This window comes from Achromobacter sp. GQ309 (assembly GCF_059759315.1).
The window spans coordinates 66,523-80,878 of the sequence record NZ_JCAXDP010000003.1 but is presented as its reverse complement, the minus strand read 5'-3'; the positions used below and the strand labels follow the sequence as shown (position 1 = coordinate 80,878).

Here is a 14,356-nt window from a genome sequence, read left to right as displayed (position 1 = left end):
GACGGGAATGCGCCAATCAGCGCGGCATTCCCGGCCGGGCTTACGACGATAGCGCCGCGCCGGACTTGGCGCGCGCGCGCGCATCCCGATCCGCCTTGCGCAGCCGCCCCTTGGCGGAAAGACGCATCAGCGTTCCCAATGCCACCATCAGGCCGATCACTTCCACCAGCGCGGCGGGGATCCACATCGTCAGCCCGCCGATCGTCTGATCAGTCTGCGCCGACATGGCGATGGCACGGCCGCACAGCTCGAAGAGCGGGTAGATGTCGCTTTCCGTGAAGGCGATGACGGCGCCCGCGACCATCTGCGGCAGCATGGTCGCCACGGGCGAGATCACCCGACCGCCGGGCGACATGGCCGCCGGGGGCGCGGGACGACGGTCCAGAATCAGGTTCCAGTACATGAAGCCGCTGATCACCACCGACCAGTTCATGAGCCGGTACAGGCGCCAATCCAGCATCGAATAAAACTGCACCGACGGGATCAGCCAGACCAGCACGAGGAACACGAAGAGGGCCGGCACGAAAATCTTGTTGGTCAGCACGGCCACCGTGGCGCGGCCCGTGCCCGTGCGCAGGAAGTCGCGCAGCCGCACGCGCCACCGCATCGGCAGGCCCGCCCGCATCACCTGTCCGGGGAAGGCCGCCATGACGAGCAGCGGTCCCAGATGATGCAGGACCAGATGCTGGATGCGATGGATGAAGAACATGCGCTCGGCGTAATAGTCGAGGCGGGTGTGCAGCGACAGGTACAGCAGGACCATCCCTGTCCAGAACAGAATGCTGCGCGCACGCGTGACGTGGTGGACCCGCTGGCCGCGTACGAACAGCACGATGGCCACCAGGAAGGAAGCCACCAGCGTGGGAGAGAACTCCCAGGGTACGAGCCATTCGAGACTATCCATGCGGGCCATCCGAGAAACGACGCGAAGACGAAGACCGGCGCGCCGGGCGCCGATCTCAGGCGATTGTAGTAGACCCCGCCGTTGTCCGCTGCCGGGCGCCGCCGCAGGCGGCATGCGTCAGAAGCGGTGCGACACGCCCGTGCCGATGCGCGTGGTGTGGGCGTTGCCGGGGTCGAACTGGTTGTCCAGCGTGTAGTTCGACGCGTAGCCGGCGAAGGCGTAGAGAGTCGTGCGTGGGGACAGGTCGTAGGTATAGCCCAGCGTCGCGACCTGCGCATTGCGCGCCGTCATGCCATTGGCCCAACGCCAGTCGGGTTTGGCCAGGGACCATTGCACCAACACCGCGCCCGGCCCGGCGGGGACGCTGACCCCGACCAGCCAGGCATCGACCGTGCCGCCCTGCACGAAGGCCGCCGGGCCCAGCCCGACGCCCAAGCCATCCGGGTCGCCGCCGTCCAGTCCCACGTAACCGTTGCGCTGGCGCGACCAGGCCACCGACACCTTGGCCACCTCAAAGTCGTACGAGGCGCCCAGCTGTATCGCCTGCGGACGCCCCTCGGCCGCCGCGGGCGGGTCGGCCAGGCGCAGTTGTTCCCAAGTCGCCACGGCCAGCAGCGGGCCGTCCTCATACTTCAGGCCCACACTGATTGCCCGGGTGTTCTGGTTGGTGCGGAAGTTGTCCTGCCCATCCGCGTCGAAGGCGTATCCGACCCCGGCCTGAAACCCGCGCCATTGCGGCGAATACCAGTTCACCATGTTGCTGAACTGGTAGTTGTCGGACGCCTTGAAGGTGGCGCCCATGCCCATGTCTTTCCAGGAGGCGATCTCCAGCGCGTCGCCGTAGGTCTGACCAACGGTGTACTGGCGGCCGAACCGCAAGTCGCCATAGTCCGCATGGGCCAGGCCGACCCAGGCGCCATAGTTGAAGAGGCGGCTGCCGTCGGCCGCGGTGCCGCTGGACGGGTCAAAGCCGCTTTCCAGTTGGAAGTTGGCGGCCCAACCGCCGCCAAGGTCTTCCGTCCCCTGCAGCCCCCAGAGCGAGTCGGTCAGCCCGCCGTTCAGCAGGCCGCTGTGACTGCCCTGCCCCGACACCCGGGTCACGGCAACGCCCGCGTCCACCACGCCATATAGTTGCAGTCCGGCCCCGGCATCCGCGGCCAGCGCGGTACAGGGCGGAATCAGGCCGGCCGCCGACAAGGCGGCGCACAATGCAATTCTCATGATCTTTCCTTGCGTTGGCGGCGGGTTGAGCCCGCCGCCGGTTGCATCAGCCTACTGCCAGCCGTAGCGGCGCACCCAGAAACCCTTCAGCGCCTGCGTCAGCACGCAATACCCGAGCAGGATGCCGACGAGCCAGGGGAAATAGCTCCAGGGCAGCGCCTGCAGCTGGAAGTATTCCGCCAACGGCGAGAACGGCAGCACAAGGCCCAGCGCGATCACCATCAGCGTCATACCCATCAGCGGCCACGAAGCGCGGCTTTGCAGGAAGGGAATCCGGCGCGTGCGGATCATATGCACGATCAGCGTTTGCGACAACAGGCCTTCGACAAACCAGCCGGACTGAAAGAGCGTCTGGTGCTCGGGCGCATTGGCCTGGAACACGTACCACATGACGGCATAGGTGGCGATATCGAAGATCGAGCTGATCGGGCCGAAGAACACCATGAAACGGCCCAGGCCGTCCGGGTCCCAGCGCTGCGGCTGCTTCAGCAGTTCCTCGTCGACGTTGTCGAACGGGATCGCCGTCTGCGAAATGTCGTACATCAGGTTCTGCAGCAGCAGGTGGATCGGCAGCATCGGCAGAAACGGCAGGAAGGCGCTTGCGACCAGCACTGAAAACACGTTGCCGAAGTTCGAGCTGGCCGTCATCTTCAGGTACTTGAGCATGTTGCAGAAGGTCTTGCGGCCTTCGATCACGCCGTCCTCCAGCACCATCAGGCTCTTTTCCAGCAGGATGATGTCGGCAGCCTCTTTCGAGATATCCACCGCCGAATCCACCGAAATGCCCACGTCCGCCGCCCGCAGCGCCGGCGCGTCATTGATGCCATCCCCCATGAATCCCACCGTGTTGCCCTGCGCGCGCAGGCTGCGCACGATGCGTTCCTTGTGGATGGGCGACAGGCGGGCGAACACGTTGGCCTCGCGCACGGCGGCGGCAAGCTCCTCGTCGTCCATCGCCTCGATCTCGGCGCCCAGGTACACCTTGCGCACGTCCAGTCCCACTTCGCGGCAGACCTTGCGCGTGACCAGTTCAACGTCGCCGGTCAGCACCTTGACCTCGATGCCCGAGTCCTTCAGCGCGGCCAGCGCGGGTCCCGTCGACTCCTTGGGCGGATCCAGGAAGGCGATGTACCCCACCAGCACCAGATCGGATTCGTCTGCGATGCCATAGGCCTGCTGCGTGGGCGGCAACTCTTTGACGCCCACCGCGATGACGCGCAGGCCGTCGCGGTTCAGACCGGCGGTCACGCGGCGGATATCGGCGCGGCGGGCGTCGGTCAGCGGATGCACCTCGTTGCCCACGCGCAGCCGCGTGCAGGCCGAGAGCATTTCCTCGAGCGCCCCCTTGCAGATCAGTTCGTGGTGGTCGCGGCCGTTCTCGGTCTCGTTCACCACAACGGACATGCGGCGGCGCGAGAAATCAAACGGGATCTCGTCGATCTTGCGGTAACGGCTTGCCAGATCCAGGCTGCGCGCGACCTCGGCATGCTCCAGCACCGCCACGTCCAGCAGGTTCTTCAGGCCCGTCTGGTAGTAGCTGTTCAGATACGCGTACGCCAGCACGTCGTCGCTGGCCGCGCCATACACGTCGGTATGGCGCTCGAGCACGATGCGATCCTGCGTCAGCGTGCCGGTCTTGTCGGTGCACAGCACGTTCATGGCGCCCAGGTTCTGAATCGCATCCAGGCGCTTGACCACCACCTTGCGGCGCGACATGCGCACGGCGCCCTTGGCGAGCGTCGCGGTGACGATCATGGGCAGCATTTCGGGCGTCAGTCCCACCGCGATGGCCAGCGCGAACAGCAGCGCTTCGAGCCAGTCGCCCTTAGTGAAGCCGTTGATCAACATCACCACCGGCGCCATGACGAGCATGAAGCGGATCAGGATCCAGCTCACGCGGTTGATGCCCTGCTGGAACTGCGTGGGCGCGCGCGAGGTCTGCGTGACGCGGCCCGCCAACTGGCCGAAGTACGTGTCCGAGCCGGTGGCCACCACCAGCGCGCTGCCCGCTCCGCTGACCACGTTGGTGCCCATGAAGGCGATGTTTTCGAGCTCGAGGGCATTGGCCGATTGCTCACGCGGGGACATGTGCTTTTCGACGGGCAGCGATTCGCCCGTCAGCGCGGCCTGCGCAACGAAAAGGTCCTTTGCGTTGAGGATGCGGCAATCGGCGGGGACCATGTCGCCCGCGGACAGCAGCACCACGTCGCCGGGCACCAGGTCGGCCAGCGGCACTTCGCGCTGTTGCGAGCCGGAGGCATGCAGGGCGGCGCCGAAGAAACGCCGGCCATTGCCCGCGTCCGGCGACCCGGCGGCCGGCGATCCGGCGGCCGGCGATCCGGCGGCCGGCGATCCGGCATCGCTGCGCAGCACCGTCGCGGTGTTACGCACCATCGCCTTCAGGGCCTCGGCGGCGCGGTTCGAGCGCTGCTCCTGCACGAAGCGCAGCACCGTCGAGATCACCACCATCGAGCCGATGATCGCAACCGCCGTCCAGGACTGTTCCTCGGGCGCGGCCATGCGCACGTCGGTCAGCCACGACAGCACGGCCAGCGCGGTCAGCAGCAGATTGAACGGATTGCGGTACGACAGCCACAGGTGCGCTGGCCAGGACAGCGGCTTTTCGTGGTCGACCTCGTTGGCGCCGTGGCGTTCGCGCGCGGCCAGCGCCTGGGCGTCGGACAGGCCGCCCCAGCCGCTGCCAAACTGTTCGAACAGCGAATCGAAACCGAGCCGGGACGTCTCGACCATACGCTGGCTGGCGCGGCGGGCGGCTACGGACGATGCCGCGGCCTGATCCCCGCCTTGCTCGAGAATGGGGGCGCGGCGAAAGTGCCGGCCGGTGCGGCGCAGACGCGCAGCGGAAGAAAAAAAGGACTTCAGGAAAGCAAACATGGGAGTGCTCCGCATTTATTAAAGTTGTTGCGGGAGACACGGACTACCCTGCCGGCGGCGGCCGCGCGCGGGCAGCAGCGGACCGCGGCGTTTCCGAGGAAATGCCGTGAGACCGCCACTGACGGGCGTGCGCAGGCGCCGGAGCAATGTTGCCGGTGTCCGGATCGCGTCTATGGCGCGCCGGGTGCGGAAAACGGAAAGGGAGCGGGCGGTGGAATCAGGACCGGGCGCCGGGGCGCGCAGGGCGCGTGCTGGGCCGGGGATTCCAGGCTGCGGGTTCCGTACGGACCGGGATGTCTATCCGGCCAGTCGGCTCGCAGGGAGATGACGGGTCAGATAGGCATGCCGGAGCCGCGCACAGGGCGCAATCGAGGCTCTGGGTCTAAGGCGCTAGGCATGATTTCTCCTGGGTTGAAAGAAAAGGCGCGATCAGGCCAATGCGGCCTGCGCGCCGAAATGCACGTGACGGACAGCAGGGTTGGCGCTCAGACGGCGCGCTTGCGTCATCAGTTCCGCCCGCAGTTCCGGGGGGCAATTGACGGTGATGCAAGCCGATGCGAGATCCGGCTCCCGGCCTTGATCGATCTGCACTTGCGCGACATCCAGGCCGGCGGCGCTGAAGTCCAGGCAGATCTGCTTGCGCAGGGCGCCGAGCTCGCCGCGAGGACAGATCACCGTCAGCCGGGACGTGCCGCGACGGCGGCCCAGGGCGGTGGCACGGTCCACGCCAGCGCGGCGCAGGAACAAGTCGAAGAAACGCATAACGACCTCCATGACAAGAAGGCGGAGCGTGATCGCGAACACGAGCGCAGCCGGACAACGCCCTTGCGGCGGGCACGACGAACGTGCACGAACGCTGGCGCTGCGACTAGCGGCGGTTCTGGCGGTTTATGTCGGGGGGAGTTCCGGCAGACCGTAGGCCTGCACTATGGGCCGGGCTGATGCCTGGCGCTTGGGATACACCGCAACCTGAATGACAGGATGCGGCAGACGGAGTTCTGCGTGGATCCTGTCAGACAGCGACGTCGATGCAAGATCGACAACTTTCGCCGGAATCGGTATTCACGAAGACAACTCCTGGGATGGAAAACACGGCGAGTTTACGCGGGTTTGTACTGATGGACAAGGGTCTGACGCACTTTTGACACACAAATGAAGCAAAGCCGGACAGGCACGGAGCGGCCTGCCCGGCAACTGCGCTCAGGCGTAGAAGTGCCAGCCCAGATAGCCGGCGAACAGCGCATACAGTCCGCCCACCGCCGACAGCGCCGGCACGCTCATGGCGGCGCGGCGGAAGCGCATCCACAACAGGCCGATGGACACCATGGTAAAGAGACCTGCGGCCAGCAGCGGCGCATCCAGCACCCACGGCGTCATGAAGATGCCGAGCGCGCTGGGGATGGTGGCCTGGATCATCATGGCGCCCGAGATGTTGGCGAGCGCCAGACGCTCCTTGCCCTGGCGCACCCAGATCAGCGCGTTCATGATTTCCGGCAATTCGGTAGCCACCGGCGCCAGCAGCAGCGCGGCCACGTGCGGCGACGCGCCCATCGCAATGCCGAGCAGTTCGATCTGGTTCACGAAGACGTGCGACGCGCCGGCGATCACCACCAGCGCCATGATGGTCTGCGCGGCGGCCCAGAACATGGTCGGGTTCTCGTCGCGGGGTCGCAGCTTGAGCGGCTCGAGGTCCTCGCAGTCCAGGCATTCCTCGTCGTTGCTCAGCTCGCGCTTGATGTAGAGCGCGTAGGTGGCCAGAAACACGAAGCCCAGCCACGGCTTCCAGGCGAAGGCCAGCAGCCCCAGGCCCACCTTGAAGATGAAGATGCCCATGAACCAGGCCTGGTCGCGGGCCAGCCGGCGCTGGTCCGCGTTGATACAGTCTGCCTGCGCGGGTTGGCCGCGGCGCGCGCGCCACAGGGCCAGGCCGACTACGGCGTAGGCCAGCGTGGCCAGCACGAGAGGACCGCCCATTGCGGCGCCGACGCCGATGTCCTTTTGTTCTGGGGTATCGCCGAAGACAACGGCCATGAAGGTGACGGCGCTTTCCGGCAGCGCGGTGCCGAAGGCCGCCAGCACAGTGCCGGTGGCGGTCGCGCCCAACTGGAAGCGGTGACCAACCCATTCGACGCCGTTGACGAAGAACTCGCACGCGACGTAGATCACTGCCGCGGACAGGAAGAACAGAAACAGGGTGAGCAACATGGGAACGCGGCCGGACGAGCAGATACCATTGGCGCGACGCAGCGGCTCGCCCGGCCAAGGGTGAACGCTACGCGGCCAAAGGTCTCGCCTGGCTGATCCACGCGGCGGCAAGCCGGACGTGGGTGCCGTCAGCGCCATGGGGTTCTAGCGGCTGCTCCGCAGCACTGAACCACCAAGTCTGTTGACGCTGACTCCTTTAGGGGAAAAGGATGGCTACTCCCCAATGACAGAGCGGCGATTGTAGCAGCGGTTCGCGCGCCGTCCAGTCATCACCGCGCCGTCCTCGCGGATTCGCGCGCCGGGGTGTTGCATTCGCGGGATGGCGGGTAAAGTAGGCCCCATCTTTCGCCCTTGCCGGGGTGCCCGCCCCGACCCGCCCGCCATGAGCCTGCCTCCCGACGACATCGCCCCTTTCGCCGCGCGGCGCCAGCGCCTGATGGAGCGCATGCGCGCAGACGGTGGCGGCGTCGCGATCCTGGCGACGGCGCAGGAAGCCATCCGCAACCGCGACGCGGAATACCCCTTCCGGCACGACAGCGACTTTTTTTACCTGACCGGCTTTACCGAACCGGACGCGTGGCTGGTCCTGGTTGCCGGCGCCACGGACCGGGCCGTGCTGTTCTGCCGGCCGCGCCATGTCGAGCATGAACTCTGGGAAGGCAAGCGCTTCGGCCCCGAGGCTGCCGCGGCCTACTTCGGCTTTGACGACGCCCACCCCATCGACGCGCTGGACGAGCTGGTGCCCGCGCTGATGCTGGACCACCCCACGCTGTACGCGCCGCTGGCCGGCGACAAGCGCACGGATGGCCGCCTGCGCCGCTGGCTGGCCGCGGCACAGGAAAAGAGCCGCGGCGGGCACACGCCACCGACGCGGCAGCAGGACGTGCGTCCGCTGTTGGCCGACATGCGGCTGATCAAGGACGCCTCGGAGATCGCGGCAATGCGGCGCGCGGCCAAGATATCGGCGGGCGCGCATGCGCGGGCCATGCGCGTTGCGCGGCCGGGCATGCGCGAATACGAAATCGAAGCCGAGCTGCTCTATGAATTCCGCCGGCATGGCGCGCAGTCGGTGGCGTACAACAGCATCGTCGCCGCCGGGGCCAACGCCTGTGTGCTGCACTATCCGGCCGGCGAGGCGGTGCTGCGCGACGGCGATCTGGTACTGGTCGATGCGGGCTGCGAGGTCGACAGCTACGCCAGCGACATCACGCGCACATTTCCGGCGAACGGCCGCTACAGCGGCCCGCAGCGCGCGCTGTACGACCTGACGGTGGCGGCGCAGGATGCTGCGGCCCAGGCCACCGCGCCGGGCCGCACCTTCAACGACGCGCACGAGGCCGCCTTGCGCGTCCTGGCGCAAGGCATGCTCGATCTGAAACTGTTGAAGGGGTCGCTGGACGGCGTGCTGGAATCGGGCGACTACAGCCGCTTCTACATGCACCGGACCGGCCACTGGCTGGGGCTGGACGTCCACGACGTGGGCGACTACCGCCAGCCGGGCACGGCAACCGGCGCGGAGCGGCCGTGGCGCACGCTGGAAACCGGGATGATGCTGACGATCGAGCCGGGCATCTATGTGCGCCCGGCGGACGACGTGCCCGAGGTCTACTGGAATATCGGCATCCGCACCGAGGACGACGCGCTGGTCACGGACGAGGGCTGCGAACTGATTACCCGAGGCGTCCCGGTGCAGGCCACCGAGATCGAGGCGCTGATGCGCGAATAGCGCGGCGGGGCAAGCGACTTACAGCACGTAGCCGTCGAGCCAGCCCATGGCCACCCACACGTAGACCACGACCATGGCGATGGCGAACATGGTGACGATGGCGCCGACCAGGCAGGCCAGGATCGCCACCAGCACCGGGCCCCAACCTGTCGACGACACCTTGCCCAAGCCCGGATTGCAGAGCCGATCGAATTTCTCGTCCGGCATCAGCGAGTAGACGGCGCTTTCGATGAAGCCGTCGATCATCGGGATGAAGAGCAGGAAGAACGCGGGGTTGTCGTACCAGACCGGGTAGAAGCGGAATGCGCAGAACAGGCACACGGCGGCGAACGCGGTGACCAGCCACGCGTGGCGCCGGCCCAGATACCACCAATGCGCCCCGAAGGCGCCAAGCAGGCAGGCCAGCAGCCCCACCACAACCTTGCTGCGGGGGCGGCGGGCGGATACGGCGGAAAGCGAAGAGGAAGCCTGAGCCTGCGTCATGTCAATCAACCGGTAAGGGAGCCGTGGCGCCGGGCTGCGGCGGCTGCCGCGATTGTAGTGGACGAGTAAAATCCGGGCATGACTTCCTCCGCCTACGACATTGCGATTCTTGGCGCCGGCCCCGTGGGCCGCGTATTGGCCCTGATGCTGGCGCGCGTGGCGCCCGATCCGGCGCGCATCGCCCTGCTCGCGGGCAGCGCACCGGTCCCCGTCACGCCGGCCGCGGCCATCCCGGCCGCAGATCCGCGCGTGCTCGCCATGAACCACGGCAGCCGGGTGCTGCTGGAGTCGCTGCATGCCTGGCCCGAACGCTCGGCCGACATCCGCAACATCCATGTGTCGCAGCGCGGCCGGTTGGGCCGCACGCTGATCCAGCACACCGATTTCAACGTGCCCCAACTGGGCAGCGTGGTGGCCTATTCCGGGCTGTACGCCAAGCTGGACGAATGCGTCGCGGCGTCCGGCGTCACCGTGCTGGCCGGTCCGCCGGCGCAGATCGGCCTCCAGGATGCCGACGGCGTGCGCATCCAGCAGGGCGAAACACAAATCCTTTGCGGCGTTGCGGTGCAATCCGACGGCGCCGGCGCCACGGATGTGCGGCGCGACTACGACCAGCACGCCGTGCTGACCACCGCGCAGGCCACCCTGCCCCGGCGCGGCTGGGCCTGGGAACGGTTCACGTCCGAGGGCCCGCTGGCGCTGCTGCCGCACCCGCAGACGCCGGACGCCTATTCGGTCGTCTGGTGCAGCGCGCCGGACCGCGCGGCCGAATTGGCGGCGCTGGATAACGCCGCGTTTTCCCACGCACTGACGCAGGCCTTCGGCGAACGCCTGGGCCGTCTGTCCAGCCATGCGCCCCGCCACGTTTTCCCGCTGGCGCTGTCCGCCCGCCGCGCACAGGTGCACGGCCGCGTGGCGGCCATCGGCAACGCGGCCCAGACCTTGCACCCGGTGGCGGGGCAGGGTTTGAACCTGGGCCTGCGCGACGCGGCGCGGCTGGCGCAGACCCTGGCGGGCTGGCTGGCGAGTCGCGCTGCCAACGCCGGCTCAAACCCCGGCCCCGCGCTCGCCGAATTCGCCAGCGCGCGCCATCTGGATCGTTTCATCACCGCCGGGCTCACCGATTTCATGCCGCGCATCTTCGCCACCGGCCTCGCGCCCGTCGAACACGCCTGCGGCGCCGCGCTCTTGGGAATGGACCTTGCCTCCCCGCTGCGCGCCCCGCTCGCGCAGCACCTGCTGCAGGGTTTCCGCGCCTGACCTCCCTTCGATCCGGCCCCGCATAGGGGCGGGATCGCCCTCTTTTATTCCCTGTTTGTTACCAGGCCCTCGCGCCCCAAAAATGGGGGTTCGATCGAGCCGGTTAAAATGTGAGCATGCGCATAGGCCAGTGGACCCTTCCCAACAACGTTCTTGTCGCGCCCATGGCGGGCGTGACGGATCGTCCTTTCCGCCAGCTTTGCAAGAAGCTGGGGGCGGGTTACGCGGTGTCCGAGATGGCCGCCAGCAACCCGAAACTCTGGGACAGCGTCAAGACGTCGCGCCGCCTGAACCACGATGGCGAGATCGCCCCCATTTCGGTGCAGATAGCCGGGGCGGACCCCGCCATGATGGCCGAGGCCGCCGCCTTCAACGCCAACAAGGGCGCCCGGATCATCGACATCAACATGGGATGTCCGGTCAAGAAGGTGTGCAATGTGGCGTCGGGATCGGCGCTGTTGCGCCATGAAGACCTGATCGTCCGCATCCTGGACGCGGTGGTCGCCGCCTGCGCGCCACTTGGCGTGCCCGTCACCCTGAAGACCCGCACCGGGTGGGATCGCAACAGCCGCAATGCATTGCGCGTCGCGAAGCTGGCCGAAAACGCCGGCATTGCCGCCCTCACGCTGCACGGCCGCACGCGGGCCGACCTCTATACGGGCGAGGCGGAATATGACACCATCCGCGCCGTCAAGGCCGAAATCGGCATCCCCGTGATTGCGAACGGAGATATCGACTCGCCCGCCAAAGCCCGGCATGTCCTGGATTACACTGGCGCCGATGCGGTCATGATTGGCCGGGCGGCCCAGGGCCGTCCGTGGATCTTCCGCGAAATCGACCACTACCTGCGCACGGGCGAATCACTGGCCCCTCCCTCTTATAGGGAAATGCGCGAGCTGCTGCTCGAACATCTCGACGACCACTATCGTTTCTATGGCGAGCACACCGGCGTACGCACCGCGCGCAAGCACATAGGCTGGTATGTGGACGGCCTGCCGGGCGCGGATTCGTTCTGCGCCGGCATGAACCTGATCGACAACACCCGCGACCAATGGCGGGCGGTGGCGGACTGGTTCGACACGCTCTCACGCGACGGCGCCCCTACCCCGGCGCCGGCCGCAGAAGCCCTATTGGCGGCATGACCGCCTAAACACCAACATAAAAATATCTGTACTCAAATGAGCAAGAAAGATGTCCTGGAAGAATGCGTGCGCGCCAGCCTGGAGCGCTATTTCGAAGACTTGGGCGAGTCCGAGCCCCACGATATGTGGGACATGGTCATGCGCTGCGTGGAGCGCCCGGTGCTTGAAGTAGCGTTGGAGCGGTCGGGCGGCAACCAGTCCCGGGCGTCCGAGATGCTGGGCATCACCCGCAACACCCTGCGCAAGAAGTTGCTGGCGCACAATATCCAGGTTTAGCTTTCCCCCCGCGCGGGCGGCGCATGCTTGGCGCCGCCGCCCCCTCCAGATTTCCCATCCGACCAGAACGAGAAAGGCGTCTCCGCCCCACTCCGTCCCATCATGAAAATCGAAACCGCCCTGCTTTCGGTGTCCGACAAGACCGGCATCGTTGAATTTGCCCGCGCCCTGGCCGCGCGTGGCGTGCGCCTGCTGTCGACCGGCGGCACCGCCAAGCTGCTTGCCGATTCCGGCCTGACCGTCACCGAAGTGGCCGCCCACACCGGCTCGCCCGAGATCCTGGACGGCCGCGTGAAGACGCTGCACCCGAAGATCCACGGCGGCCTGCTGGCCCGCCGCGACAGCGCCGAGCACATGGACACGATCAAGGCGGCTGGCATCGATCGCATCGACATGCTGGTGGTCAACCTGTATCCGTTCCGCGAGACGGTCGCCAAGCCCGACTGCACGTTTGCCGACGCCGTCGAGAACATCGACATCGGCGGCCCTGCCATGCTGCGCGCTGCCGCCAAGAACCACGGCACCGAAGCCGGCGGCGTGACGGTCGTGATCGACCCGGTCGACTACTCGCGTGTCCTGGCCGAAATGGACAAGGGCGGCTCGACCTCCTACGGCCTGCGCCTGGCGCTGGCCGCCAAGGTCTACGCCCACACGGCCTCGTATGACGGCGCCATCGCCGCCTACCTGACCAGCCTGACCGAAGCCGAACCCGTGCAGGAAGCCGTGCCCGCCCGTAACGAATGGCCCGGCACGCTGACGCTGCAGGTCAAGCAGGAACAAGCCCTGCGCTACGGCGAAAACCCGCATCAAAGCGCCGCTTTCTACGTGGACGCGCAGCGTCCGGCGGGCCTGCTGGGCAACTACCGCCAGCTGCAGGGCAAGGAACTGTCCTACAACAACATCGCCGACGCCGACGCGGCGTGGGAATGCGCGCGCAGCTTCGAGGCGCCCGCCTGCGTCATCGTCAAGCACGCCAATCCGTGCGGCGTGGCCGTTGCCACCGACACGCTGGGCGCGTACCAGCAAGCCTTCAAGACCGATCCGACGTCGGCCTTTGGCGGCATCATCGCCTTCAACCGCCCGGTTGACGCCGCGACCGCCGAAGCCGTCAGCGCGCAATTCCTGGAAGTGCTGCTGGCCCCTGCCTACGACGGCGCCGCGCTGGCCATCCTGGCCGCCAAGAAGAACGTGCGCGTGCTGGAAGTGCCGATGGGCACGGGCCAGAACGCCTTCGACATCAAGCGCGTGGGCGGCGGCTGGCTGGTGCAGACGCCAGACGCCTACAACGTGCCGCGCGACGCCCTGAAGGTCGTCACCAAGCGCCAGCCTACCGAACAGGAAATGAACGACCTGTCGTTCGCCTGGAAGGTCGCCAAGTACGTCAAGTCCAACGCCATCGTGTTCGTGGGCGGCGGCATGACGCTGGGCGTGGGCGCCGGCCAGATGAGCCGCATCGACTCGGCCCGCATCGCCTCGATCAAGGCGGAAAACGCCGGCCTGACCTTGAAGGGCTCGGCCGTGGCGTCCGACGCGTTCTTCCCGTTCCGCGACGGCCTGGACGTCGTGGTGGCGGCGGGCGCGACCTGCGTGATCCAGCCGGGCGGCAGCGTGCGCGATGACGAAGTCATCGCCGCCGCCGACGAGCACGGCATCGCCATGGTGCTGACCGGCACCCGCCACTTCCGCCACTGATGCGCGTCCTCGGCATCGATCCCGGCCTGCGCCGCACCGGCTTCGGTGTGATCGATGCCGAAGGCTCGCGGCTGCGTTACGTGGCCAGCGGGACCATCGTGGTCCCGCCGGCGCTGACGCTGTCCGAACGCCTGAAGGTCATCCTGGACAATCTGCGCCAGGTGGCCCGCGACACGCAACCCGACGTGGCCGCGCTGGAAATCGTCTTCCTGAACACCAATCCCGCTTCCACCCTGCTGCTCGGGCAGGCGCGCGGCGCGGCGCTGTGCGCGCTGGCCGACAGTTCGCTCGACGTGCACGAATACACCGCCCTGCAGATCAAGAAAGCCGTGGTCGGCACCGGCCGCGCGGCGAAAGAGCAGGTGCAGATGATGGTGCAGCATCTCTTGGCGCTGGACGGCGTACCCGCCCCCGACTCGGCCGACGCGCTGGCCTGCGCGATCTGCCACGCGCACGTGGGTCCGCTGCAGGACAAGCTGGAACGCCTGGGCAGCGCGCTGCGCATGGGCGGCAAGACCCGCATCCGCAACGGCCGGCTGATCGGCTGATCCC

The 14,356-nt window shown here is 67.2% G+C and carries 12 protein-coding genes and 1 riboswitch; of the genes, 6 read left to right on the top strand and 6 right to left on the bottom strand.

The features are described from left to right. Positions 1 to 40: 40 nt before the first annotated feature. From AC6CIE_RS09740 to AC6CIE_RS09720, 5 genes are all read right to left on the bottom strand, one after another. Entirely contained in the window at positions 41 to 913 is an 873-nt protein-coding gene (locus tag AC6CIE_RS09740) for a cytochrome c oxidase assembly protein (RefSeq protein ID WP_175123189.1), read from the bottom strand. A gap of 108 nt (positions 914 to 1,021) precedes the next feature. Continuing rightward, complete coding sequence (locus AC6CIE_RS09735) at positions 1,022 to 2,125, bottom strand: porin (protein WP_498092165.1); 1,104 nt, start codon at positions 2,123 to 2,125, stop codon at positions 1,022 to 1,024. A gap of 51 nt (positions 2,126 to 2,176) precedes the next feature. After that, positions 2,177 to 5,020, bottom strand: a complete 2,844-nt coding sequence (gene mgtA, locus AC6CIE_RS09730; protein ID WP_498092164.1) for a magnesium-translocating P-type ATPase — start codon at positions 5,018 to 5,020, stop codon at positions 2,177 to 2,179. 429 nt (positions 5,021 to 5,449) lie between these two features. After that, positions 5,450 to 5,782, bottom strand: a complete 333-nt coding sequence (locus AC6CIE_RS09725; RefSeq protein WP_498092163.1) for a hypothetical protein — start codon at positions 5,780 to 5,782, stop codon at positions 5,450 to 5,452. 438 nt (positions 5,783 to 6,220) lie between these two features. Next, positions 6,221 to 7,225, bottom strand: a complete 1,005-nt coding sequence (locus AC6CIE_RS09720; protein WP_498092162.1) for a sodium:calcium antiporter — start codon at positions 7,223 to 7,225, stop codon at positions 6,221 to 6,223. Positions 7,226 to 7,268: 43 nt separating this feature from the next. Further along, positions 7,269 to 7,460, bottom strand: a riboswitch (yybP-ykoY riboswitch). Positions 7,461 to 7,607: 147 nt separating this feature from the next. Here AC6CIE_RS09720 and AC6CIE_RS09715 point away from each other — a divergent pair. After that, positions 7,608 to 8,951, top strand: coding sequence for an aminopeptidase P N-terminal domain-containing protein (locus AC6CIE_RS09715; protein ID WP_498092161.1), 1,344 nt, complete (start codon positions 7,608 to 7,610; stop codon positions 8,949 to 8,951). 18 nt (positions 8,952 to 8,969) lie between these two features. Here AC6CIE_RS09715 and AC6CIE_RS09710 read toward each other — a convergent pair whose 3' ends face one another. Continuing rightward, a complete protein-coding gene (locus tag AC6CIE_RS09710; protein WP_175123195.1) occupies positions 8,970 to 9,434 on the bottom strand; it encodes an NINE protein in 465 nt (154 codons plus the stop codon). Between the two features lie 78 nt (positions 9,435 to 9,512). On the opposite strand from AC6CIE_RS09710, the gene AC6CIE_RS09705 reads away from it, so the two are divergent. The 5 genes from AC6CIE_RS09705 (at position 9,513) to ruvC (ending at position 14,352) form a co-directional block, all read left to right on the top strand. Beyond that, positions 9,513 to 10,694 carry a UbiH/UbiF/VisC/COQ6 family ubiquinone biosynthesis hydroxylase gene (locus AC6CIE_RS09705; RefSeq protein ID WP_175137189.1) on the top strand — a complete coding sequence of 394 codons (1,182 nt, stop codon included), beginning with the start codon at positions 9,513 to 9,515 and terminating at the stop codon, positions 10,692 to 10,694. Positions 10,695 to 10,810: 116 nt separating this feature from the next. Beyond that, complete coding sequence (gene dusB, locus AC6CIE_RS09700; protein WP_498092399.1) at positions 10,811 to 11,836, top strand: tRNA dihydrouridine synthase DusB; 1,026 nt, start codon at positions 10,811 to 10,813, stop codon at positions 11,834 to 11,836. A gap of 36 nt (positions 11,837 to 11,872) precedes the next feature. After that, entirely contained in the window at positions 11,873 to 12,112 is a 240-nt protein-coding gene (locus AC6CIE_RS09695) for a helix-turn-helix domain-containing protein (protein ID WP_006217670.1), read from the top strand. Between the two features lie 102 nt (positions 12,113 to 12,214). After that, positions 12,215 to 13,804, top strand: coding sequence for a bifunctional phosphoribosylaminoimidazolecarboxamide formyltransferase/IMP cyclohydrolase (gene purH, locus AC6CIE_RS09690; protein WP_175137188.1), 1,590 nt, complete (start codon positions 12,215 to 12,217; stop codon positions 13,802 to 13,804). After that, positions 13,804 to 14,352, top strand: coding sequence for a crossover junction endodeoxyribonuclease RuvC (ruvC, locus tag AC6CIE_RS09685; protein WP_142050713.1), 549 nt, complete (start codon positions 13,804 to 13,806; stop codon positions 14,350 to 14,352). Before purH ends, ruvC begins: the two co-directional genes overlap by 1 nt. The last annotated feature ends 4 nt before the right edge of the window (positions 14,353 to 14,356 follow it).

What these genes read in the sequence shown, in the direction of transcription:
- AC6CIE_RS09740 (WP_175123189.1), bottom strand. Translation starts at nt 913, where the DNA reads ATGGCCCGCATGGATAGTCTCGAATGGCTCGTACCCTGGGAGTTCTCT.
- AC6CIE_RS09735 (WP_498092165.1), bottom strand. Translation starts at nt 2,125, where the DNA reads ATGAGAATTGCATTGTGCGCCGCCTTGTCGGCGGCCGGCCTGATTCCG.
- mgtA (WP_498092164.1), bottom strand. Translation starts at nt 5,020, where the DNA reads ATGTTTGCTTTCCTGAAGTCCTTTTTTTCTTCCGCTGCGCGTCTGCGC.
- AC6CIE_RS09725 (WP_498092163.1), bottom strand. Translation starts at nt 5,782, where the DNA reads ATGCGTTTCTTCGACTTGTTCCTGCGCCGCGCTGGCGTGGACCGTGCC.
- AC6CIE_RS09720 (WP_498092162.1), bottom strand. Translation starts at nt 7,225, where the DNA reads ATGTTGCTCACCCTGTTTCTGTTCTTCCTGTCCGCGGCAGTGATCTAC.
- AC6CIE_RS09715 (WP_498092161.1), top strand. Translation starts at nt 7,608, where the DNA reads ATGAGCCTGCCTCCCGACGACATCGCCCCTTTCGCCGCGCGGCGCCAG.
- AC6CIE_RS09710 (WP_175123195.1), bottom strand. Translation starts at nt 9,434, where the DNA reads ATGACGCAGGCTCAGGCTTCCTCTTCGCTTTCCGCCGTATCCGCCCGC.
- AC6CIE_RS09705 (WP_175137189.1), top strand. Translation starts at nt 9,513, where the DNA reads ATGACTTCCTCCGCCTACGACATTGCGATTCTTGGCGCCGGCCCCGTG.
- dusB (WP_498092399.1), top strand. Translation starts at nt 10,811, where the DNA reads ATGCGCATAGGCCAGTGGACCCTTCCCAACAACGTTCTTGTCGCGCCC.
- AC6CIE_RS09695 (WP_006217670.1), top strand. Translation starts at nt 11,873, where the DNA reads ATGAGCAAGAAAGATGTCCTGGAAGAATGCGTGCGCGCCAGCCTGGAG.
- purH (WP_175137188.1), top strand. Translation starts at nt 12,215, where the DNA reads ATGAAAATCGAAACCGCCCTGCTTTCGGTGTCCGACAAGACCGGCATC.
- ruvC (WP_142050713.1), top strand. Translation starts at nt 13,804, where the DNA reads ATGCGCGTCCTCGGCATCGATCCCGGCCTGCGCCGCACCGGCTTCGGT.